Consider the following 21105-nt stretch of genomic DNA (forward strand, 5'->3'; position numbering starts at 1 on the left):
CCCGGGGCTGGGGCCTCGGGGCTGGTCGGCCTGACCGGGTGGGCCTGGCGGACGATGTCCTACTGTCGGAGAATGCCCCGTCCCAGCGCCGGTCCCCGCCGGACGCCGCCCGCAACCCGGTTGTCCCGACAGCCGGCACGGCCGTCGGGACAACCGTCCCCGGACCCGCAACCCGGCAGGGCCTTTCTGGCCGCTTCCTACACATTGGGGGTGTTTCTGGGGGTCGGGCTGGGTCTCTACGGCGTCTTCCTCGTTCCCGCCGGTCCACGGCCGGGGGGGATGCTGCTGTCGCTCGGCGTACTGGTCGCGCTGGTGGGCAACGGGGGTGCCGCGCTGCTGGTGCGGTGGCTGACGGGCACCCGGCTGGGACCCACGACCGTGCTCATCGGCTGGGCCGTCGTCGTGCTGCTGTTCGCCAGCTCCCGCCCCGAGGGGGACCTGCTGTTGCGGGCGAGCGGATCCGGCTACGCGTTCCTGTTGCTCGGGGCACTGAGCCCGATCGCGATCGCCGTCCTCGCCGGGGCACGGCGGGGGCTCACGGCGCTTCCTCCCGGTTGCTGAGCACCGGTCCGGTTGCGGGGTCGTCTGTCTCGCCCTGGGAGATGTCACCGGCTCTTGTGATGTGGGAGATGTCACCGGCCCTTGGGGACTGTCGCCCACGTGGTGAGCGGAGCGGGTAGCGTGGCCGGGTGGGTAGCCCTGCGCACCGTGGAGAGAACCGGGCCGGCGCGCCCGCCTCCCCGGTCTCCCCGGTCTCCCAGACCTCCCCGGTCTCCCCGGCCCTCCAGGCCGACCGGTCGACGCTGCGGACGGCGGACTTCCGCAGGGCGGTCGGCAGGTTCGCTACCGGAGTGACGGTCCTCACGACCGTCGCCGACGGTCGCCATCTCGGCATGACGGCGAACTCGTTCGTCTCGGTCTCCCTCGACCCGCTGCTGGTGCTCGCCAGCATCCGCCGGGACGCCCGCTTCCACGGTCCGCTCATGGCCTCGGGGGTGTGGGGAGTCTCGGTGCTCGCCGAGGACATGGCCGAGACGTCGCGCTGCTTTGCGAAACGCGCGTATGACCAGCCCGGTGACATGTTCGCGGGATGGGAGCACTCGATCGGGCCGGAGACCGGAGTGGTCCTGTTCGACGGCGCGCTGTCGGTCTTCGAGTGCCGGACGGTCACGACCCATCCCGGGGGGGATCACACTCTCGTCCTCGGTGAGGTCGTCTCGTTCGCCCAGCCGCGGGACGATGTCGGACCGCTCGTCTTCTACGACGGGCGCTACCTCGACCCGGTCGGTGCGGATACGGGAGGAACGGAGGCGCAGCGGGAAACGGACGCTTCCCGAAGCTAGCGGACGCTTCCCGAAGCTAGCGGACGGTTCCCGGGCGGGCGGACGGTCTCCGGGGCTAGTTGAGCCGGGCGCGGGCCGCGGCGGCGGCCTGGCGGGCGGCCGCCGCGGCGGCCGGCTCGACCGCAGCCACCGTGTCGGCGAACGCGGTCAGATCGGTGGCTCCGCCGAGAAAGTCGCCCAACCGGACGCGGAGCTCGCCGCGCTCCCGGCGCAGGCTCGCCGGGTGGTGGGGGAGCAGCAGGGACAGCTCGACGGCCCACAGCCGCATGTGCGGCGCGTCCGAGCGTGCCCCGAGGACCCGGATGTTGCCGAGGATCCGGGTGAGCACGTCCTGCGCGCTCATCGGGGCGAGGTGGGCACGGGTGAAGGCGAACCCGGCCGCGCGTACCTTCTCCGCAGCGTCGTGCACCGTCAGTAGTCGGCCGGCGGCGAACGGATCGACGAGCACGTGGTCCTGGGGGGAACCCACCGCGACCACGACGTGCCCCGGAAGCCCGACAGGATAGGCGGGGACCCCGAGCCGGGCGGCCACCTCCAGCCAGACGACGGAGAGCAGGATCGGCAGGCCGCGCCGCCGGCGCAGCACATCGGGGAGCAGCGAGGAGCGCAGGTCGGTGTAGTCGTCCTCGGCCCCGGCGAAGCCGGCGGCGAGCCCCAGGGACTCGTGTAGCGTCTCGGCGGCGATCCTCGGATCGAAATCCCCCGCTCCCGGGCCGAACCCCTCCAGGCGCCCTGCCGCCTCGGATCCGGATTCCGGCTGTGCCTGTCCAGGCTGTGCCTGCCCCGGTGCGCCGGTCTGGCGTGCCACCGGCGTACCGTGCTCGGCCCGGGGGAACCGGGGCCGTCGGCTCGAGGTCGTCCGCGCGGCGAGCAGTGGACGGGCCTGCGCGGCGAATGCGTCGAGGGCGTTCAGGGTGGCGGTGGCGTCGGGGGTGTCGGCTGCCGGGTCGACCTCGGCGGCGAGCAGATGGCAGGCGACCGCCAGGTCGATCGGCTCGCGGCGCACGACCTCGGCGAACCTGCCGCGGCTGCGGGTGCTCACAAGAGCTCGCTCGGAGCGTTCACGCCAGGGGCGGCCGCCTCCGGGGCAGCCGCCCCTGGCGGGGCAGCAGCCTTCAGGCCGGGCACCTTCGGATCGGTCGTGTCCGGGACGGTCGTGTCCGGATCGGGTGTGTCCGGGACGGTCGTCCCCAGGACAGTCGCCCCCGCGATAGTCGCCTTCGGGGTAGTCGTATTCGGGACAATCTCCATGAGAGCCGTCGCACCCGGGACATTCCGCGTACGTCGTGTCGGTGGGCGGGGTGGGATGACGCGTGCCGCTACGACGGCATCCTCGGTAACCTGGACGGGTGTGCCCTCGGCAGTGACAACCGTGAGCACGCCCGATGACCATGACCGCAACGTTCCGAGAACATCACTGAGGGATACCGGTCCGGGGATGCGGTGGCGGAGCATAACTCGCGCGCCAACATCGGCCGGAGTGATGCGGACGACATACACCACCAGCGCACGCCCTTGTTGTCGACACGGAACTGTCCAGGTCGATACTAAGGACTCAGTCGCCCGTGAGCCCGAGGAGGAAAAACCGGTGACCTACGTCATCGCAGAGCCCTGCGTCGATGTCAAGGACAGGGCCTGCATCGAGGAGTGCCCGGTCGACTGCATCTACGAAGGCGGACGGATGCTCTACATCCAGCCTGACGAGTGTGTCGACTGTGGTGCCTGTGAGCCGGTCTGCCCGGTGGAGGCCATCTACTACGAGGACGACGTTCCCGATCAGTGGAAGGGGTACACCGACACCAACGCGAACTTCTTCGAGGAGCTCGGGTCGCCTGGCGGCGCATCGAAGGTCGGCGCCCTGGACTTCGACCCGCCGACGGTCGCCGCGCTGGCTCCTCAGGGCGAGTCCTGAGCGGCCCGGGGAGACCCGGCAATATCTCCGGAGTCCCGCGGTCACCGGCCCGGTCCCGGGTGCGACTGCCCGACTTCCCGTGGGACCAGCTGGTCTCCTTCAAGGAGAAGGCCCGGCTGCATCCCTATGGGTTGGTCGACCTCTCGGTGGGTACTCCGGTCGACGCCACGCCGGCCGTCGTGCAGCAGGCGCTGGCCGGCTCCGCTGACGCTCCGGGGTACCCGCGGTCAGCGGGTACCCCGGAGCTGCGCGAGGCGGCGGCAGGCTGGCTGGCCCGCCGGCTCGGCGTGCTCGTCGACCCGGGCGCGGTGCTGCCCGTGCTCGGGACGAAGGAACTGGTGGCCCAGCTCCCCGGTCAGCTCGGGCTCGAACCCGGTGACCGGGTGTGGGTGCCGACCCCGGCCTATCCGACCTACGAGGTCGGCGCGCTGCTCGCCCGCTGCGAACCGGTGGCGGGCCCGGCCGACGGGGTGACCCTGATCTGGTTGAACTCGCCGGGGAACCCGACCGGGCGGGTGCTCACGGTCGACGAGATGCGCGCCGTGGTCACCTGGGCGCGGGAGCGCGGTGTGATCGTCGCCAGCGACGAGTGCTACATCGAGCTGGGCTGGGAGAGCCGGCCCGTCTCGGTGCTGCACCCCGACGTGTGCGGCGGCTCCCACGAGGGACTGCTGGCGGTGCATTCGCTGTCGAAGCGGTCCAACCTCGCGGGCTACCGGGCCGGGTTCGTCACCGGTGACCCGGCCCTGGTCGAGGGTCTCCTCGCGGTCCGCAAGCACGCCGGCTTCATGATGCCGACGCCCGTGCAGGCCGCCATGGCGGCTGCGTACGCCGACGACATGCATGTGGCGGATCAGCGGGCGCGCTACGCCAACCGGCGGGCCGTCCTCGCGGCGGCGCTTGCGGTCGCGGGTTTCACCATTGATCACAGCGAGGCCGGCCTCTACCTGTGGGCAACCCGGGGTGAGGAGGCCTGGGCCACGGTGGAGGCGCTGGCCGAGGTCGGGATACTCGTCGCGCCCGGGACGTTTTACGGGGAGGCTGGCCGGTATCACGTCCGGATCGCCCTGACCGCCGCGGACTCGCAGGTGGCGACCGTTCCCGAGCGGATGACGATGCTGTTGCCGGTCGCCGCCACGGGGCAGCCCGGCCATGGCGCTCGGCCCGACTACGGTCAGCCGGTCACTCAGGGCAGCTATGGGGCTGCCGAGCCGGACATCCGTTAGCACCCGGCCCGGATCCGTGGCCCCGCCATCTCGTGGGGCCGGGGCCACCTCGTAGGGTCGGGCTTGTGAGCGCCTCGAACACATCCCTCGACTCTCCGATCGATCCCGCCGTCGACGAACTGTGGGAACGGCGGGCGGAGCTGACCCCCGCCGACGCCGACGCCCGCAAGATCGTGGTGGCCGCCGTCGACGCCATCGATGCGGGCGTGGCCCGGGTCGCCACGGTCACCGTGGACGGCTCGGTCACCGTTGACGAGCGGGCCAAGCGGGCGATCCTGCTGTCCTTCAAGGTTCTCGCCATGGTCGAGTCGTCCGCGGGCGACTTCCGCTTCCATGACCGGGTGCCGCTCAAGACCCGGTTCGACGGTGTGCGGGTGGTACCGGGCGCGATCGTGCGCTGGGGCGCGCACGTCGAGCCCGGGGCCGTCCTCATGCCGAGCTACACCAACATCGGCGGCTACGTCGGCGCCGGCACCCTCGTCGACACCTGGGCCACGGTCGGATCCTGCGCCCAGGTCGGCCGCAACGTGCACCTGTCCGGTGGGGTCGGGCTCGGCGGGGTCTTGGAGCCGCCGAACGCGGTCCCCGTCGTCGTCGAGGACGACGCCTTCGTCGGCAGTCGCTGCATGGTGGTGGACGGCGCGCGGGTGCGCCGCGGGGCCAAGCTCGGCGCCGGGGCGATCCTGACCGCCTCCACCCATGTCTTCGACGCCACGACCGGCGCGGAGTACCCGCGCGGGGAGATCCCGGAGCGGGCGGTCGCGGTCGGTTCCAACCGGGTGAAGTCGTTCCCGGGCGGAGAGTTCGCGATGCCCTGCATCCTGGTGCTGCGGACGCTCGCCGAGGGCGAGATCCACGACAAGCTGGCGTTGAACGACATCCTGCGGGAGCACGGCGTCGCCAGCTAACGATCTTGTTGCCGGCTGGCGTCCTGTCGCCGGTTAATGATCTTATCGCCGGTTAACGATCCGCTGGCCCGGTGACCGTAGGGTGTGACGGCATGAGCCTCGACCTCACGGCGCCCGTCGGCGAGCTGACCCGGGCGCTGGTTGACGTGCCCTCGGTGAGTGGGGACGAGGCCGCCCTCGCGGGCGCGGTGGAGAAGGCGCTCACCGCGGTGGACGGGCTGCGGGTTGACCGGGACGGTGACGCCGTGGTGGCCAGGACCGAGCTGGGGCTGCCCGGCCGGATCCTGCTTGCCGGCCATCTGGACACCGTTCCGCTGGCGGGCAACCTGCCCTCGCGTGTGGTGGGCGGGCGGCTCTACGGCTGCGGGACGTCGGACATGAAGGCAGGGGTCGCGGTCGCGCTGCGGCTCGCGGCCACGCTCCCGGTCGCCACGCCCGGCGCGATGAGCCACGACGTCACCTGGGTCTGCTATGACCACGAGGAGGTCGAGGCGGCCCGCAACGGGCTGCGTCGGCTCGCCGCCCGGCACCGGGACTGGCTGGAGGCGGATCTGGCCATCCTGATGGAACCGACCTCCGGCGAGATCGAGGCGGGTTGCCAGGGCACCCTGCGGGTGGTCGTGACGCTTCCCGGCACCCGGGCGCACTCGGCCCGGTCGTGGCTCGGGGACAACGCCATCCACAAGGCCGGCGATCTGCTCCGCCGCCTCGCTGGCTACCGGGCGCGGACGGTGACGCTGGACGGCTGCACTTACCGTGAGGGGCTCTGCGCGGTGCGGATCGACGGTGGGGTGGCGGGCAACGTGATCCCCGACCGGTGCCAGGTCACGGTGAACTTCCGGTTCGCCCCGGACCGGGGCCCCGACGAGGCGGTGGCGCATGTTCGCGAGGTGCTGGGTGGCTACGACGTCGAGGTCACCGATCTCGTCGGCGGGGCGCTGCCCGGGCTCGCCGCCCCGCACGCGGCGGCGTTCGTCGCCGCCACCGGTCGTGTGCCGGTGGCGAAGTACGGCTGGACGGACGTGGCGCGCTTCGCCAAGCTCGGGATCCCGGCGCTCAACTACGGGCCGGGCGATCCCAACCTGGCCCATACCCGGGACGAGTACGTCGAGCTCGCCGCGATCGACGAGGCCGAGCGGCTGCTACGGGCGTACCTGTCCGGTGTCTCCTGACTGTCGTGTCCCTTGACCGCCTAGTCGCGATTTTTGTTACGCGTATGAGTCATCGGGGTTGACGTCGTGGATCCTCCTGTCTCGGCACGTTAGAGTTACTCGCGTATGTGCGGTGCCGGTCGGATGGGGGGGTCCGGATGGCCGGTGGTGCGGCGGGTTCGGGGGCTCGGCACCAGGCCTGGGCACGTCGATACGCAGGTGACATGCGTGCTCGGCGCCAAGCAGCGCTCCCCCCGTCGTCGGTCCGAAGATGTTGCGGCCGTGGGGGGTCTGCCAGGTGACGGACACTGTCTTCAGCCATGCACAGGTGGGGTTGGCCGCGGGGCCGGGCACGGATGCCATTCCGAAACCGCTGGACGGGGCCGATGAGCCCGCCCGGTACGACGGGTACGAGGTGGGCGCGGGCCCCGGCGCGGGTCCCGGCGCGGACGGAACATCCGACGGTGTCGTCGACTACCGGGCGAAGGTTCGCTGGGAACGGCCGTACGGCTGGCTGCTCGTGGGTTCCGACGCGGCCGCCTGCGTGGTCGCGGCGGGAGTGGCCTACCTGGTCCGCTTCGGCGGACTGGTTGAGTTCGACCTGAAGCCGGTCTCCGCGACGCCGTATGTCGCCATGTCGATCCTGCTGCCCGTCGCGTGGGTGTTGTCGATGTACCTGAGCCGGGCGTACGAGAGCCGGTTCCTCGGCAGCGGCTCGGAGGAGTTCCGCCGGGTCCTCAACGCCGCCGCGCAGCTCACCGCGGTGGTGGCCGTCCTGTCCTATGCGACCAAGGCCGAGCTCGCGCGTGCCTACGTGCTGATCGCCTTCCCGGCGGCGCTGCTGCTGACCGTGGCCGGCCGCGCCACCGCGCGCGGCTACCTGCACCGGATGCGCCGGGCGGGCCGCTGCCTGCACCGGGTGCTGGTGGTCGGGGCGGGGGACTCCGCGGCGGCGTTGGTCCGGCTGGCCCAGCGGGATCCGACGTCGGGTTGGTCGGTCGTCGGTGTCGTGCTCGACCGCTCGCCGGGCCGGCACAGTCACGACTCCCCGGAACGCAGTGGGTTCGACCTGCTCGGGGTGCCGATCGTCGGCACCTCGGAAACCCTGCACACGGCCATCCGGGCGACGCACGCCACCACGGTTGCGATCAGTCCGCAGATGGACGGCGAGACGTTGCGCCGGGTGCTGTGGACGCTGGAGGGCAGCGACGTCGACGTGCTGGTCTCCTCGGCGCTGACCGACGTGACCGGGCCGCGGATCTCGATTCGTCCGGTGGCCGGGCTGCCGTTGCTGCACATCGAGGAGCTGGAGCTCACCGGCGCGCGGCGGGCCATGAAGGGCCTGTTCGACCGCAGTGTGGCCGCGGGGGTTCTCCTGCTGTGCGCGCCGTTGTTCCTGACCCTGGCGCTGGCGGTGCGCCTGACCAGTCGTGGGCCGGCCATTTTCAAGCAGACCCGGGTTGGCCGGGGTGGTGAGCACTTCACCATGTACAAGTTCCGGTCGATGTACGTTGACGCGGAGGCGCGCAAGGCGGAGCTGGAGTCCCGCAACGAGCGGGCCGAGGGGCTGCTGTTCAAGATGCGTGACGACCCGCGGATCACCAAGGTCGGGAAGTTCCTGCGCAAGTGGTCGCTCGACGAGCTGCCGCAGCTGCTCAACGTCGCGAACGGCACGATGTCGCTGGTGGGACCGCGCCCGCCACTGCCGTCGGAGGTCGCCCGCTACGAGGACGACGTGCACCGCCGGCTGATGGTGAAGCCGGGGCTGACCGGCCTGTGGCAGATCAGCGGCCGGTCGGACCTCGAATGGGACGAGTCGGTGCGGTTGGATCTGCGGTATGTGCAGAACTGGTCGCTGCCCCTCGACTTCTACATCCTCTGGCGCACCGTGTTCGCGGTCCTGCGCCGCGAGGGTGCGTACTGAGCCTTCCTCGCGTAGTGGCACTGCTCTGACGTGACTCGCGATCTTGGGTGTCGTCCGGGTTCTCTCCCGGGACGGTTGGCCGGGGCCTTCGGGGAGTATTTGGGACCGCGGCTCCCGGGATGTTTGCCGAAAACGATCATTTTGGCTTGTCCTGTCCTGCCCCAGGCAAGGACTCGTGCAGCCTGCCAGCCGGAACCCGTCAACGACCGGTAGCTCAGCATGCCGGGCGATCTGACGATTGGTGTCGGGCGCGCGAGGAGCTGCGTGACCCACCGTCGATCGGGGAGACGTGTCAGACCCTAACCGGATCGACGACGCGTTGTTGCGCGTGGCCTGAGACCCACCTGGCTCGGCGGCTCTATCTCGCTGGCCGAGCGGAGATGCATCAAAGGATGCTCTGCGAAGCAGATCGTGGGCCCATCTCTGGCCGTCTCCCCCATCAACTTCTTGCTTGCGGTGGAGGGTCATGGCAGCAAAATGAGACACCGATGGCCGTCTCGAATGCTGGTGCCGCGGTGTCGGCGGGAGGGTGAACGGGAGTTGAGTCCTACAGAGAGTAGCGATCCAGGGGGGCGGAGCGGTGATCCGGTGTGTCTTCGTATAGTGTTGCAGTGCACACTCTGCTGGCGACGCCCATAGGGGTAACCTGTAGAAGGTTACCTGGTACACTTACCGCACGCGACGGCGCTTCTTGGCGAGGTGAGGCACGCTTTGAGATCGGGGGCGAAGTGAGGCGCTCAGCTTAATTTTTTTCGTAAAGAAGTGACAAGCCGTCGCGGGGGTGGTAGTTGAGTCTTTGCTTCGCTGAGTGGACGCTGATCGAGTCCTGTCTCGCAGTCTCTTCTAGCGGCCTGCTCCGTCCATTCCTGATTGCCGCAGATTTCCGTCAGGCTTTGCTGTCGCTAGTGCATGAGAAGCGTGAAAAGACTCCAAATTCAGTAGTATATCGAAATCGGGGGACCTCTTATGCGAGGCCGTATTTCGCCGACTGTCAGTATCATCGTCCCGACGCTCAACGAAGCAAAAAATCTACCACATGTTCTCGCTCGACTACCGGGCGACGCTGAAATAATTCTGGTTGACGGCCACTCGACCGACGGAACCGTCGAAGTCGCTCGTCGTGTTCGGCCGGATATAGTCGTGACACACCAGAATCGCCGTGGCAAGGGAAACGCTCTGGCCTGTGGGTTCGCCCAGGCCAGTGGTGACATCATTGTCATGCTCGATGCCGACGGCTCAGCCGACCCGAGCGAGATTCCTGCGTTCGTTAATGCGCTCGAAGCAGGTGCTGACTTTGCCAAGGGCTCGCGTTTCGTCGCGAACGGCGGAAGCGCCGACATCACTCGTCTCCGTCGGCTCGGGAACCGTCTCCTGAACTTCCTGGTCAACATGCTCATTGGCTCGGACTTCACCGACCTCTGCTACGGTTACAACGCTTTTTGGCGACGGGTCGTCCCCATCTTCGACTTGGACACAGGCGGTGCCGGACCCCAAAAGCAGTGGGGGGACGGATTCGAGATCGAGACGTTGATCAACATGCGGGCCGTGCGGGCTGGACTTCGCATAGCGGAGGTCCCAAGTTTTGAACATCCACGCCTGCATGGGGTCAGTAATCTGAACGCATTCTCGGATGGTTTCCGGGTGTTGCGCACGATTTTCGTCGAGTCTTCCGCCTCGAGCGAGAAGGCTGAATTGGCGATCTATCCTAGGACCGATCCGCTTCCAGTCCAGCGGGGTGCCGAAACGGTGCGCGCCCCACCCGCTTTCGAAGAAACGGCCTGATGTCCCTGTGCCGGGACGATTGTTCCCGAGTATGGGCCGTGCGGAGCGGTTCCGCCGGTGTGGCGGATGGTCAAATTTCGATATATCAGAAGCCTGCTAGTTCCCCTACCCGTGAGGCGCTCCTACCACGACATGAACCGAGACCGCCTCTTATGACTTCACCCAAACCGTCAAGAGTCCCGCCTCGGGGGTCCGGACCGCGATCATCGTGAAGGTAATTCTGCTGGCACAGTTCTTTCCGCCGATCGTCGGTGGGGAGGAACGTCATGTCCTCAATCTCGGAAAGCAGCTGGCTGAACGCCACGACGTCACGGTGATAACTTTTGGCCCTCGAGCGGCGGCCGAGGAGCGGGATGGCTTGGACGTGCGTCTAGTGCGGCCGACAACCGCAGGTCTTCCATTGCTCTACACGACCGACCGGGTCTATGCGCCGCCGGTGCCAGATCCGCTAGTAGCAGCGGCGATCGCCAGGATCGTGCGTGAGGTGAAGCCCGACGTTATCCATGCGCACAACTGGATCGTGAACAGTGCGCTGCCGCTGCGCAGGTACCTCGACGTCCCGATCGTCGTCACCCTGCATGACTACAGCCATGTCTGTGCCACTAAGCGGATGATGTTTATGGGGGAGTTGGTGTGCTCCGGCCCAGCACTGTCACGATGCATACGATGCACCAGAAACCACTACTCCGGCGTGGTGGGGCCCCTGACCTTCGCGGCTAACCGCGGTGGCACACGACGGCGCGACAGGGCTGTCGACCGATACCTTGCGGTGAGCAACGCCGTGGCCCGGCTCAACCGGCTGGACAGTGGGCGGATTCCCTATGAGGTCGTCCCGAACTTTATCCCCGACGAGCTCATCGGCGCGGAGCCCGGCGGACCGCCGGACGGGCTCGTCTCCGATGGCTACCTGGTTTTCGTCGGTGATCTGAGCCTGGACAAAGGGACAGGGGCACTACTCGGGGCTTACGAGAGGCTTCCGGATGACCGTCCGCCGCTGCTCGTCGTCGGCCGCCGGACGGCAGATTCACCGAGCTATTTTCCGCCCGGGGTGATTCTGAGCGAGCCGCGAGCTCATGCTGAGATCATGCGTGCCTTCGCCCACGCCAGCTTCGCTGTTCTTCCATCTACCTGGCATGATCCCTGTCCGACCGTTGTCCTCGAGGCTATGGCGTCCGGGACACCAGTAATCTCCACGCCGATGGGAGGTATCGCCGATATGATCACTGGCGGTCGGGAGGGAGTCCTGGTCCCCCCGGCCGACCCGGTGGCTCTCCACGACGCGATCGAGCATCTCCTGGCGGATGGTACTAGGCGGGCGCGCATGGGCACTGCCGCGAAGGAGCGTGCGAAAGAATTCACCGCGAGTCGGGTGGTGCCACGTATCGAGGAGGTCTATCGCGAGGTCGTCCGTGCATCGCTTCGTTGACCGTCGGAGGAACGAGGCCTCACCAGTCGAGAAACTCGACTCATCCTCGGTCGGCGGAATGCCGGCCTACCGCCTCCATGAGGAGGAGACGACTCTCATACCCCGGAATCTTCGTACCGCACTCACCGGGCGAGGCCGGGGGCCGGAGGCGACCCGGAGAGTGGTATCCGCTGGGCTGAGTGCGAGTTTGTTGACCGATCTGCACTACCGCGATCGTGGCGGGTTACTTTTACGCGCTGATTCCGAGAGGTACCGTAGGGAGACGCTACCGGTGGCGGCAGCCACCGCGGTAGGACTGCTGGCCGTCTCTGGTGGCTACGTACTCGGGCGCCAGGGTGAGAGTGGCACGGGCCTCCTGCTCTACTGGATTGGCCTGCTCCTGATCTTCGTTCCGGCCGGTCTGGGGCTCTTGGATCCGGCAACATCTCGGCGGGCGAGGATAACGGATTGTTTGTTGTTGGGCATGGGCCTCCTGCTGGCGTATCTGATACTCCAGATCCACCAGTTCGTCCGCTTTGACGAGATGCTCCATATCCGGACCTTGCATGACATCCGGGAAACGGGTCGTCTCTTCACGGCTAACTCTGGCTTGCCGGTCAGCCCGCGCTTCCCTGGACTCGAGGTGGTCACCAACGCGGTGGTACAGATCACCCGTCTGCCACCACAGCTCTCCGCCTTTCTTGTCATCGTGCTCTCTCGGGGTTTGCTGATCGCCGGCCTGTTCCTTCTCGCCGAGCAGGTGACTCGTTCCGCCCACGCCGCGGGTATTGCTGTCGGTATCTACAGCTGTAGCCCGCAGTTCTTCTTCTTCAACGCGCAGTACTCGTATCAGACGCTAGCCGTGGCTCTCGGTGTCCTGCTTCTCATGCTGGTTACGAACGAGGCGGCGGGCCGCACTGAAACCGTCTTGGCGGCGGGCGCGGCGCTGGCTCTCACCTTCTCGCACCATGCCACGAGCTGGGTGTTCGTCGCCATATTGGGAATGGTGACGGTCGCCGCGTTTACCCGACGGGACCGCCGCACCGCTACCATATTCCTGGGTATCACAGTGGCGGACCTTGTCCTGGTCGCGTCTTGGGCGATTGTCAGTGGTCCGCTGCTCAACCGATATCTCGGTCCAGTTTTTCACGATGCCGTTTTCCAGTTGACGGGAATCGCGAGCGGGACCGGTGAGACGAGAAAAATTTCGACAGATTCGAGTGGCACCAGGAACCCGCGCTGGGAAACTGTTCTCATTGTGCTCTCGCTGCTTATCTGGATGGCGACACTCATGCCGTTGGGCCCATTCCGGAGGAGACCTGCGGCGGACGGACGTGCGGGTGCGGTGCTGCGGTCGCTTCGATTGCTACAACTCCTGTATCCGATTGCCCTGGTGGCCACGATCGCCCCGAAGGCGGCGGAGATATCCGTACGTCTATCGACCTTCATCTTCATCGGGTTGTCGATCATCACCGCATACTCGATTGGCTGGTATATCGAGAACCATCGGAGGCTGCTGCGGTGGGTGGTGGCCCTTTTCGGCACCATAGCCTTCATGGGGGGCACCCTGATGGGCTCTGGACTCGATTGGAACCGCATACCGGGCCCCTACCTCGTCGTTGCCGACGGCCGTTCCATCGATAGCTCCGCCAACGCCGCGGCGCAGTGGGCGGCCCGGAATCTTCCCGACGGCGCCCACTTTGCCGCGGACCGGGAGCTGGGGGCGCTTTTGGCTGCCACCGGAAATCAGTATTTGGTGATCGGTGTACCTGGAGGTGGGAACACCGGACAGATCCTTTTCGCGCCGTCCTTCCATGCCCAGGCGCGGGATCTGCTCCGGAGAGGTCAGATACGGTATTATGTGATCGATCAGCGGCTGGCCGAGGGGTTGCCGCATGAGACGTACTACGTGGTGAATGGTGAGGCCCCGAAGGGGACGCGTCTCACCCATGCAGAACTCGGCAAGTTCGATATCACGCCTGGATCGCGGCGGATCTACGACAACGGAGTCGTCCGTATCTATGACGTCTCGGGCCTCTGGGAAGACTCGACCTCGGCTGTCCGGGCCGGCCGATGAGAGTCTTGATCCTCGTGCTCGAGGGGCTCGTGGGAACTTCGCTAATCGCCTTCGTGTATCAGGGGATCCGCTGGCTGGTTTTACAACGCCGGCCTCAGCTAACCGGCTTCTATGTGCATACCTGCGCGGCGCTGGCAGTCGTGTGCATCCTGATGTTCGTCTCTCTCGCTCTCTCCGCTTTGGGGCTAGCCACCCACGCAGTGGGCTACGACATTTTTCTTGCCGTGGTGGTGGCACTTCTTCTCCGGGCTGGTGCACCGTGGAGACCGGCAAGGCTGGTCATGATCCCGATGCCGAAACCGTCCAGCGCGCTGTTCTTGGCGATTGTCGTCGCTGTGTTCTGCGGTGCGATCGCGCTTTCCTGGCAGTCGGGATCGGTAGCGCGGCGACCGGTCACAGCAATCGCCGCGCGCAGTATCGACGGCAAGGTGGAAATCGAGGTGGTGCGTGGCTACCAGGATGAGCGGTCTTTTGTATTACAGATAGTACGGGATGACGGGTCGGTATGGACTCGTCGTCTTTTTGAGGACGATGACGTCCGGCTCTATATTGATCTTCGTGATGTCGGGGACCCGCGCGTCGCAACGGTTCAACTGATGGTCGGTAGTTACGTGGTCCGTTCCACTGAGATCGAGGATTAGGCGCGGGTGACGTGCGCTTGAACCCCGGGACAGCCGGTCCCGGAAGGATGGGTCGACCTGAGGAGGGGAAATGGGGACGGCACTGAGGGTGCTCCAGGTGGCGGCACGATTCTTCCCGGACATGGGTGGTACCGAGACGCATGTCTACGAGACGAGTCGTCGACTCAACGCTACTAGTGACATTACCGTGGAGATATTGACGACCGACCGCAGCGGCAAGCTTCCCAGCAGGGAGAATGTCGCGGGAACGGTGGTGCACCGGGTCGCGGCGTGGCCGCAAGAAAAAGACTATTATCTGGCGCCGGCCGTTGCCAAAGTGGTCGGATTCGGTTCTTATGATCTTGTTCATTGTCAGGGAATTCACAATCTCGTGCCGCCGGTGGCGATGGCGGCGGCTTGCCTGAGGGGTATTCCGTATATTGTCTCACCGCATACCGGCGGTCATTCCTCGCAGGTCCGGAACACGGCGCGCCGAGTACAGTGGGGCCTGCTCGGGCCACTGATCAGGAACGCCCGCCGCGTCATCTGCGTCGCGGAGTTCGAGTCCCACATCTTCATGCGCCAAGCCGGGGTCGCTGCAGACCGGATCTCGGTCGTCCCGAACGGAGTGTCCATCGTTCCACCGAGTGGCCATGTCAAACCCGATACGAGTGAGCCGCTTGTCGTCTGCGTAGGCCGGTTGGAGAAGTACAAGGGACAGCGGCACCTTGTCCGCGCTCTGCCGAGTCTGATTACTCTAGTTCCTGACGTACGGCTGATGCTGGTGGGGCGGGGCCCTGATGAGCCGGAGTTGAGGCGCCTGGCTGACCGGCTGGGTGTGGTGGACCGGGTGAGTTTCACCTCGATCCCACCGGAGGACCGGCAGGCAATGTCTGACTGTATCGCGAGAGCGGGTGTCGTGGCCCTGCTTAGCGAGTATGAGGCTCATCCGGTCGCGGTCATGGAAGCCGTGGCCCTGGGTAGGCCGGTGGTGGTGGCGCCCACTGCCGGACTGGGAGAGCTGGCTGCGGCAGGGCTCGTGCAGAGCGTTGCGGATCCGGCCGATGAACAACTCGTGGCGAAGACGCTGGGCATCTACCTGCTCGCCAGCGCTGGGGACTCACCGAGCGAGACGAGGCCGACTCCCGAAATCTCCACCCTGCCGACCTGGGACGGCTGTGCGGAAGCCTTGGCGAGGATTTATCGTGAGTCGGTCTGATGAGGAGACGATCTTCTTAAGGCGCCAGACGCCAGCCGGGAGCGGTATCGTCCCGAGCGAATCCGTGCAGAAGGGTTCCGGTGCCGGTTTCGCGCGCCTGTTGACGATCGTGAGCTCCCTACTCGGCACCCAGCTCGGAACGTCTTTACTTGGAGCTGTGTTCTGGTCGGTCGCGGCGAGAACGCTCTCCATCGACGCCGTCGGGGTGGGCGCGGCGGCGGTGTCCTCGATGACGGTCCTCGGCACGATCGGAATGCTGGGGCTCGGGACGCTTCTCATGGTGCATCTTCCCGACCTGCCGGAGGACCGCCGCCTGACTCTGGTCCGCGCCTGCATGGCGCTGGTAACGGTGGCCGGGCTGCTACTCGGCCTGTTGTGGGCGTTCTGTACCCGCTGGCTCTCGACCACTCTGCAGCCAATCGGTAGCAGTCCAGGCAGTATAGCTGCCTTCAGTCTGGGAGTGGCTGCATTTACGGTGACCACCACTCTCGACTACGCGATCCTCCGGGCGGCGAGTGGGGCGATCCAGCTTGCTCGGAATCTGCTCGCCGCAATCGTCAGAGCAGGTCTGCTCGTTGCCTTTGTCATCGTGGGCCTGCGCACCGGCATGGACCTCTACGCCACCTGGCTTATTGCGTCGGTCGTCTCCCTCCCGGTTTGCTACAAGTACTTCAGGCGACCACCCTATCGAAACTCCAGGCGAGCGGAACGGCAGACCGGGATCGCCGAGCTGAAGGCGATCAAGGGTGAGATAGCCGGCAATTACGTGCTGAGCCTCGCGCTGACCGTGCCGACTCTGATTCTTCCTGTGATTGCCGCCCTGACGACGACACCGGCGGACACCGCTCGATTCTCGACCGCTCGGCTGGCCGCTTCCTTTCTCTTCGTTGTTCCTTATGCACTGCCGACGGCCCTGCTTGCGCACACGGGCCGCGCCGAAGAGGAGGCGCGTGCCAAGATGCGCCTGACAATCCCGCTCGGGCTCCTGATCAGCGTGACGCTCTGCGCACTCGCGGCACCCGTCACGAGTCTGATTCTGCTGCCGTTCGGAGAAGCCTACACCGATGGTAGGTCCGTCGCCGCCTTCCGGATTCTCATCCTTGCCACGATCTCGTTGGTCGTCAAGGATCACTATGTGACTCTTCGTCGGGTACAGGGCCGCATGGCCGCGGCGGCCAGGGTGATTGCCTGCGGAACGGTTCTTGAGATCGCGTTGGCCTTCGGGGGGGGCCGCATGTTTGGAACGACGGGTCTATGCGTCGGCTGGGTCACGGCCGTCTTCATCGAGGCGGTCGTCGTAGCGCCGGTCCTCCTGAACGTGTGGCGTGACCGGCCGCAGACGTCTGGTTCGTCATCGGTGGCCATTGAGCGGGTACCCGGATGAATTGGCATGGCACCCGAAACAGAGCGGTGACCAGAAGCGTCTTGGGGTGGTCGTGAGGTGACGGAACAGCGACTGGCGACCTGTACTCGGCGCCGGAGATTCGACGAGCGAGACCCATGGACGAATGCCGGGATATCAGGGGGAAGGTAAGCGTTTTGCATTCGACGACGGAACCGACGGTGAGTGCGATTGTATGCGCATACACGCTCGAAAGATGGGAACTGCTGAACAGGGCGATCGACTCCCTGCTCGCGCAGAAGTACCGTCCGATAGAGATAATTCTCTGCATCGACCACAATGAAGAGCTTTTTCAGATGGCCGCCAAGAGATTCGCTGATCGAGACGCGGATGTCCGGGTAGTGGTCGTGGAGAACCGCTATCCGGGACGGCTGGGATCAGCTCGCAACACCGCAGCCGAAATCGCTGCGGGTGAGATATTGGCCTTCCTCGATGATGATGCTCGCGCTGACCCTTCCTGGCTGGCGGAGATCGTAGCGGTCTTCGGCCGTCGCGACGTGGTCGCGGTCGGCGGCGCGCCGCTTCCGGACTTCGCCGTTCCTCGCCCTCGCTGGTTTCCCGGCGAGTTCGACTGGGTCTTTGGATGCAGTTATGAGGGCCTGCCCAAGACTCTCGCACCGACCCGACGCCTGATCGGCGCCGCCATGTCGGTCCGTCGTTCCGCCCTGGCTGAGATCAACGGATTCCACTCCGACAACCATGACGACATGGATATGTGCCATCGGCTGGCAGACCGCTGGCCTCATCTGAAGGTGATGTATCAGCCGGCGGCAGTGGTCCACCATCACGTGCCGAAGGAGAGGCTGACCTGGCGGTACTTCTGGAAGCGTTGTTACACGGTGAACAAGGGCAAGGTTGCCGCATTCCGAGGCATGGGAAGCGCGGCCAGCATGGCGGCCGAGCGGCGTTTCGTCGCGCAGACGTTGAGTGGTGGCCTGGCACGGGAACTCCGGGCGGTCCGTTCGGGTGAACTCTCCGGGGCGTTGCGATCGGCCACCATGCTGGCCGGGGTCGCGGCGGCCGGCAGCGGATACCTCGTGGGCACTTTTCACCAGTACCGCGCCGGCCGGTGATTCTCCCGGGAACGTACGCCGCTGTGGTCGATCCGGTAGCCAGGAAAAGGAAGTGACATGTCCCGGACGATAATCGTGGGATCGGGCCCCGCTGCCGCGGGAGCGGCTCTGGCACTGGCCGAGGACCCGACCCAGGAAATCCTGGTCGTGGACATCGGGACGCGGCTCGAGGCCGAAGCTGCCAACATCGTCGACGAGCTCGGTCGCTCAGAGTCGGACGAGTGGCGTTCCGACCAGGTTGAGATCATCAGTCGTCAGCCGGTGCCCACCTCGCGCCGGGCCCTTCCGGAGAAGCGGGTCTACGGATCCGACTTCCCCTTCCGGGACGAGGGGCAGCTCCGCGGGGTGAGTGCGATGGTGGGTGCGAACCGGGCCGTAGTCTCCAGCGCGTACGGCGGTTTCAGTAATGTGTGGGGCTCGCAGTTAATGCCCTTCAGCAAGGCGACTTTCGGCCATTGGCCCTTCACCCTCCAGGAGTTGGAGCCGCATTACCGCCGAATCCTTGACCATGTCCCGATGTCCGGCGCGATCGACGATCTGGCCGAGTTGTTTCCATTGTTCCGGGAGCCACGACCGCTGCCGACCCTGGCACCGCGGACCCGCCAGGTTATTGGTGACTACGGTAGGCATCGGGAGCGGCTGCGCCGCGACGGCATCACCGTCGGAAAGGCTCGCCTGGCCCTCCGGGGTGGCGAGTGCGTCCGCTGCGGTCTCTGTATGACAGGCTGTCCTTACCGGCTGATCTATTCCTCCGCACAGACATTCGACCAGTTGATCAGCGAAGGTCGGGTCAAGTACCTGCCGGGACTCCTGGTATTCCGGGTTGAGGAGTCCGAGTCCGGGGCCCGTCTGTTCGCCCGGGAGACCGTGAGTGGCCAGACCCAGGAGCTAGAAGGAGATCGGATCTTTCTCGCCGCGGGTGCCCTGGGCAGCACGAGGATTGCTCTGAACTCGTTGCGTTGGTTCGATGAGCGGATCGAGCTCGCCGAATCTGCGCAGTTCACGGTTCCCATGCTGTCGCGGCGCCGGACACCTGATCCGCGTGCGGACGGGGAGATGACTCTCAACCAGTTCAATATGATTGTTGTGCTGGATGACGTCGGTCTCGATGTATCACAGATCCACTTTTATCCCTATAATCCCGCGATCACCGAGGCGCTTCCGCGGGTCCTGCAGTCCGGTTGGGGCTCCGTACTTGGTGACGAGGTTCTTCGGCGGCTTACGGTCGGTCTGGGTTATCTCCCGTCGTGGGCCTCTCCACGGCTACGGGTTCAGGCTGTCCCGCCTGCTGGTGAAGCGGATCTCCCGGAAATTCATCTGAGCGGTACCCGTGACGGCGTCCTCGGAAATGGGCTGCTCCGGAAGGTGGTGCGACGGCTCGTCACCGCCGCCCCGTTCCTCGATCTGTGGCCGGTGGTGCCGATGGTTTCCTGTTCGGCGCCGGGTAAGAGCTACCACTGGGGTGGGAGCTTCCCGCATTCCTCCGGGGTTTCGGGAACCCGGCATACAAGTGACATGCTTGGCCGGGTAGGGGGGTGGCGGCGTATTCACCTGGTTGACGCATCGGTGTTCCCTTCTGTGGCGGCTACGACATTTACTTTTACGATCATGGCAAATGCACACCGAATAGGATCAGAGGTGCGAGGGTTGTGACGAATACGGGTACGCGCACCGTGGGGATCACCGGTGCCCAGGGTTATGTGGGCGGCGTGATCCAGAACGCGCTACGCAAGGATGGCTGGACGACCGTGCAACTGGTTCGACGGCCGCCAGCCGACCTGACGGAAGAATGGCGCTTCTATGACTCCAGGCGAGCTCTCGCCCCCGGTCTTCTCGATGGCCTGGATGCGCTTGTGCATTGTGCCTACGACATGAGAGCCCGGCGCTGGACAGATATTCAGGCGGTAAACATCCATCCGACTCGAGCTCTTCTGGAAACGGCGCATAATTCCGTCCCGAAGGTCGTCGTCATCTCGTCGATGTCGGCTTATGAGGGGACGGCGCAACTATATGGGACGGCGAAACTCGCCATCGAACGCGACGCCCTCGCCTTCGGCGCCTCGGTAGTGCGGCCGGGCCTGGTCTACGGAAGGAGGGCGGGGGGGATGGCCGCCGCGCTCACCCGGTTGTCCCGCCTTCCGGTGAGTCCGGCTCCGAGTGGGAACCCCTACCAGTTCACTGTGGAGGAGGAAGATCTGGCTGCTGTGGTGGCTGCGATCCTGGTCAAGGATAGTCAAATTTCGGTGCCGCTTGGTGTCGCGCATCCAGAGCCGGTGTCCTTCCGGCACATCGTTGCGAAGTTTGCGGGCGAGGCGGGTCGTTCGCCACGATTTCTCCCCGTCCCGTGGAAGGCGCTGTACGGTTCTCTCGTGGCCTTGGAGGCGATACGAATACCACTGCCGGTACGTTCGGATTCGATACTCGGCCTTGTCCGCCCCGCCCCACAGGTGGTGAACTATGAGCGTGTCAAGGAACTCGGTGTATCGTTGCGTCCGTTCCCGCGCTGAGTGGGACCTGGAGGGCGTGCCGGATTCGCATTGACGCCAGAGGCCCGGAGTGGCGACGCGTGCCCGCCAGTCGATCAGCACATGCTGTGAATCGTCTGTTACCTTCCGTCGAACCACGCTGCGGCGATACTCATTCGCCGCAGGCGGAACGGCCGAACTAATGGCGTCTAGGCTCCTTGCCCACTTGGTATGGCCGAGGCGCTGTCACCACCCTGCAGCCGTAACGGTTAATGATCATCACGGTAGCATGCACGAATCGAGGCTTCGATCGACCGGTGACCGCGGCGTTCCTCGACCGATGGTTCTCTTGTTGTCGCCGTGGGTGTCCTACGGGTTTGTGGTGGGATGATGCCTGTGCCGGGACGGCGGGATGCCCATTTGCTCACCTCCTCTGACGGATGGTAGTTTCTGCGGAAAGTGAGATGGGTGCAGTTCTCCCCAGGTGAGATCAAGCGGCGAGTGTGTAGCTGGGTGAGTACTTGCTGTCGTGGTTGCGGGCGCGTTCCCGGTCGAGGTGATACGCCCAGTAGGCGTCGAAATCGCCGTTGATGACGAC

Annotated in this window: 17 protein-coding genes and 1 pseudogene; 16 read left to right on the forward strand and 2 right to left on the reverse strand. The window is 65.9% G+C overall.

Features of this window, described 5'->3' with window-relative positions:
• The first annotated feature begins 120 nt into the window (after positions 1-120).
• Positions 121-561, forward strand: a complete 441-nt coding sequence (locus tag AC08OX_RS05235) for a DUF6113 family protein (RefSeq protein WP_476606788.1) — start codon at positions 121-123, stop codon at positions 559-561.
• A gap of 128 nt (positions 562-689) precedes the next feature.
• Complete coding sequence (locus AC08OX_RS05240; protein ID WP_476606773.1) at positions 690-1343, forward strand: flavin reductase family protein; 654 nt, start codon at positions 690-692, stop codon at positions 1341-1343.
• Positions 1344-1398: 55 nt separating this feature from the next.
• Here the strand turns inward: AC08OX_RS05240 and AC08OX_RS05245 are convergent, their stop codons facing one another.
• Together AC08OX_RS05245 and AC08OX_RS05250 are read right to left on the reverse strand one after the other, a co-directional pair.
• Positions 1399-2385 (reverse strand): transglutaminase family protein, encoded by a 987-nt coding sequence (locus AC08OX_RS05245; protein ID WP_476606774.1) that lies wholly within the window; start codon positions 2383-2385, stop codon positions 1399-1401.
• Positions 2382-2846: a putative acetyltransferase gene (locus tag AC08OX_RS05250; protein WP_476606775.1), complete on the reverse strand. Its 465-nt coding sequence runs from the start codon at positions 2844-2846 to the stop codon at positions 2382-2384. The genes AC08OX_RS05245 and AC08OX_RS05250 overlap by 4 nt, the downstream gene beginning before the upstream one ends.
• Positions 2847-2931: 85 nt before the next feature.
• Between AC08OX_RS05250 and fdxA the strand changes: the two genes are divergently transcribed.
• From fdxA to AC08OX_RS05320, 14 genes and pseudogenes are all read left to right on the forward strand, one after another.
• Positions 2932-3255, forward strand: a complete 324-nt coding sequence (fdxA, locus tag AC08OX_RS05255; protein ID WP_011438232.1) for a ferredoxin — start codon at positions 2932-2934, stop codon at positions 3253-3255.
• A 59-nt stretch (positions 3256-3314) separates the two neighbouring features.
• Positions 3315-4457: pseudogene (gene dapC / locus AC08OX_RS05260) on the forward strand (succinyldiaminopimelate transaminase); the annotation flags it as partial.
• Between the two features lie 89 nt (positions 4458-4546).
• Positions 4547-5389, forward strand: coding sequence for a 2,3,4,5-tetrahydropyridine-2,6-dicarboxylate N-succinyltransferase (locus AC08OX_RS05265; protein ID WP_476606776.1), 843 nt, complete (start codon positions 4547-4549; stop codon positions 5387-5389).
• 92 nt (positions 5390-5481) lie between these two features.
• Entirely contained in the window at positions 5482-6561 is a 1080-nt protein-coding gene (gene dapE / locus AC08OX_RS05270; RefSeq protein ID WP_476606777.1) for a succinyl-diaminopimelate desuccinylase, read from the forward strand.
• Positions 6562-6838: 277 nt separating this feature from the next.
• Positions 6839-8464, forward strand: coding sequence for a sugar transferase (locus tag AC08OX_RS05275; protein WP_476606778.1), 1626 nt, complete (start codon positions 6839-6841; stop codon positions 8462-8464).
• 966 nt (positions 8465-9430) lie between these two features.
• The gene (locus tag AC08OX_RS05280) at positions 9431-10246 is read left to right on the forward strand and encodes a glycosyltransferase family 2 protein (RefSeq protein WP_476606779.1); all 816 of its coding nucleotides are present in this window, start codon (positions 9431-9433) and stop codon (positions 10244-10246) included.
• 208 nt (positions 10247-10454) lie between these two features.
• Positions 10455-11672 carry a glycosyltransferase family 4 protein gene (locus tag AC08OX_RS05285; protein WP_476606780.1) on the forward strand — a complete coding sequence of 406 codons (1218 nt, stop codon included), beginning with the start codon at positions 10455-10457 and terminating at the stop codon, positions 11670-11672.
• A 271-nt stretch (positions 11673-11943) separates the two neighbouring features.
• The gene (locus AC08OX_RS05290) at positions 11944-13728 is read left to right on the forward strand and encodes a glycosyltransferase (RefSeq protein WP_476606781.1); all 1785 of its coding nucleotides are present in this window, start codon (positions 11944-11946) and stop codon (positions 13726-13728) included.
• Positions 13725-14369, forward strand: coding sequence for a hypothetical protein (locus tag AC08OX_RS05295; RefSeq protein ID WP_476606782.1), 645 nt, complete (start codon positions 13725-13727; stop codon positions 14367-14369). The genes AC08OX_RS05290 and AC08OX_RS05295 overlap by 4 nt, the downstream gene beginning before the upstream one ends.
• A gap of 70 nt (positions 14370-14439) precedes the next feature.
• Positions 14440-15567 carry a glycosyltransferase family 4 protein gene (locus AC08OX_RS05300; protein WP_476606783.1) on the forward strand — a complete coding sequence of 376 codons (1128 nt, stop codon included), beginning with the start codon at positions 14440-14442 and terminating at the stop codon, positions 15565-15567.
• A 64-nt stretch (positions 15568-15631) separates the two neighbouring features.
• Positions 15632-16951, forward strand: coding sequence for a lipopolysaccharide biosynthesis protein (locus tag AC08OX_RS05305; protein WP_476606784.1), 1320 nt, complete (start codon positions 15632-15634; stop codon positions 16949-16951).
• Between the two features lie 116 nt (positions 16952-17067).
• A complete protein-coding gene (locus tag AC08OX_RS05310; protein ID WP_476606785.1) occupies positions 17068-18042 on the forward strand; it encodes a glycosyltransferase family 2 protein in 975 nt (324 codons plus the stop codon).
• Between the two features lie 57 nt (positions 18043-18099).
• Complete coding sequence (locus AC08OX_RS05315) at positions 18100-19695, forward strand: GMC family oxidoreductase (protein ID WP_476606786.1); 1596 nt, start codon at positions 18100-18102, stop codon at positions 19693-19695.
• Positions 19692-20549, forward strand: a complete 858-nt coding sequence (locus AC08OX_RS05320) for an NAD-dependent epimerase/dehydratase family protein (protein WP_476606787.1) — start codon at positions 19692-19694, stop codon at positions 20547-20549. The genes AC08OX_RS05315 and AC08OX_RS05320 overlap by 4 nt, the downstream gene beginning before the upstream one ends.
• The last annotated feature ends 556 nt before the right edge of the window (positions 20550-21105 follow it).

It is taken from the genome of Frankia sp. CoBUL1 (assembly GCF_978021245.1).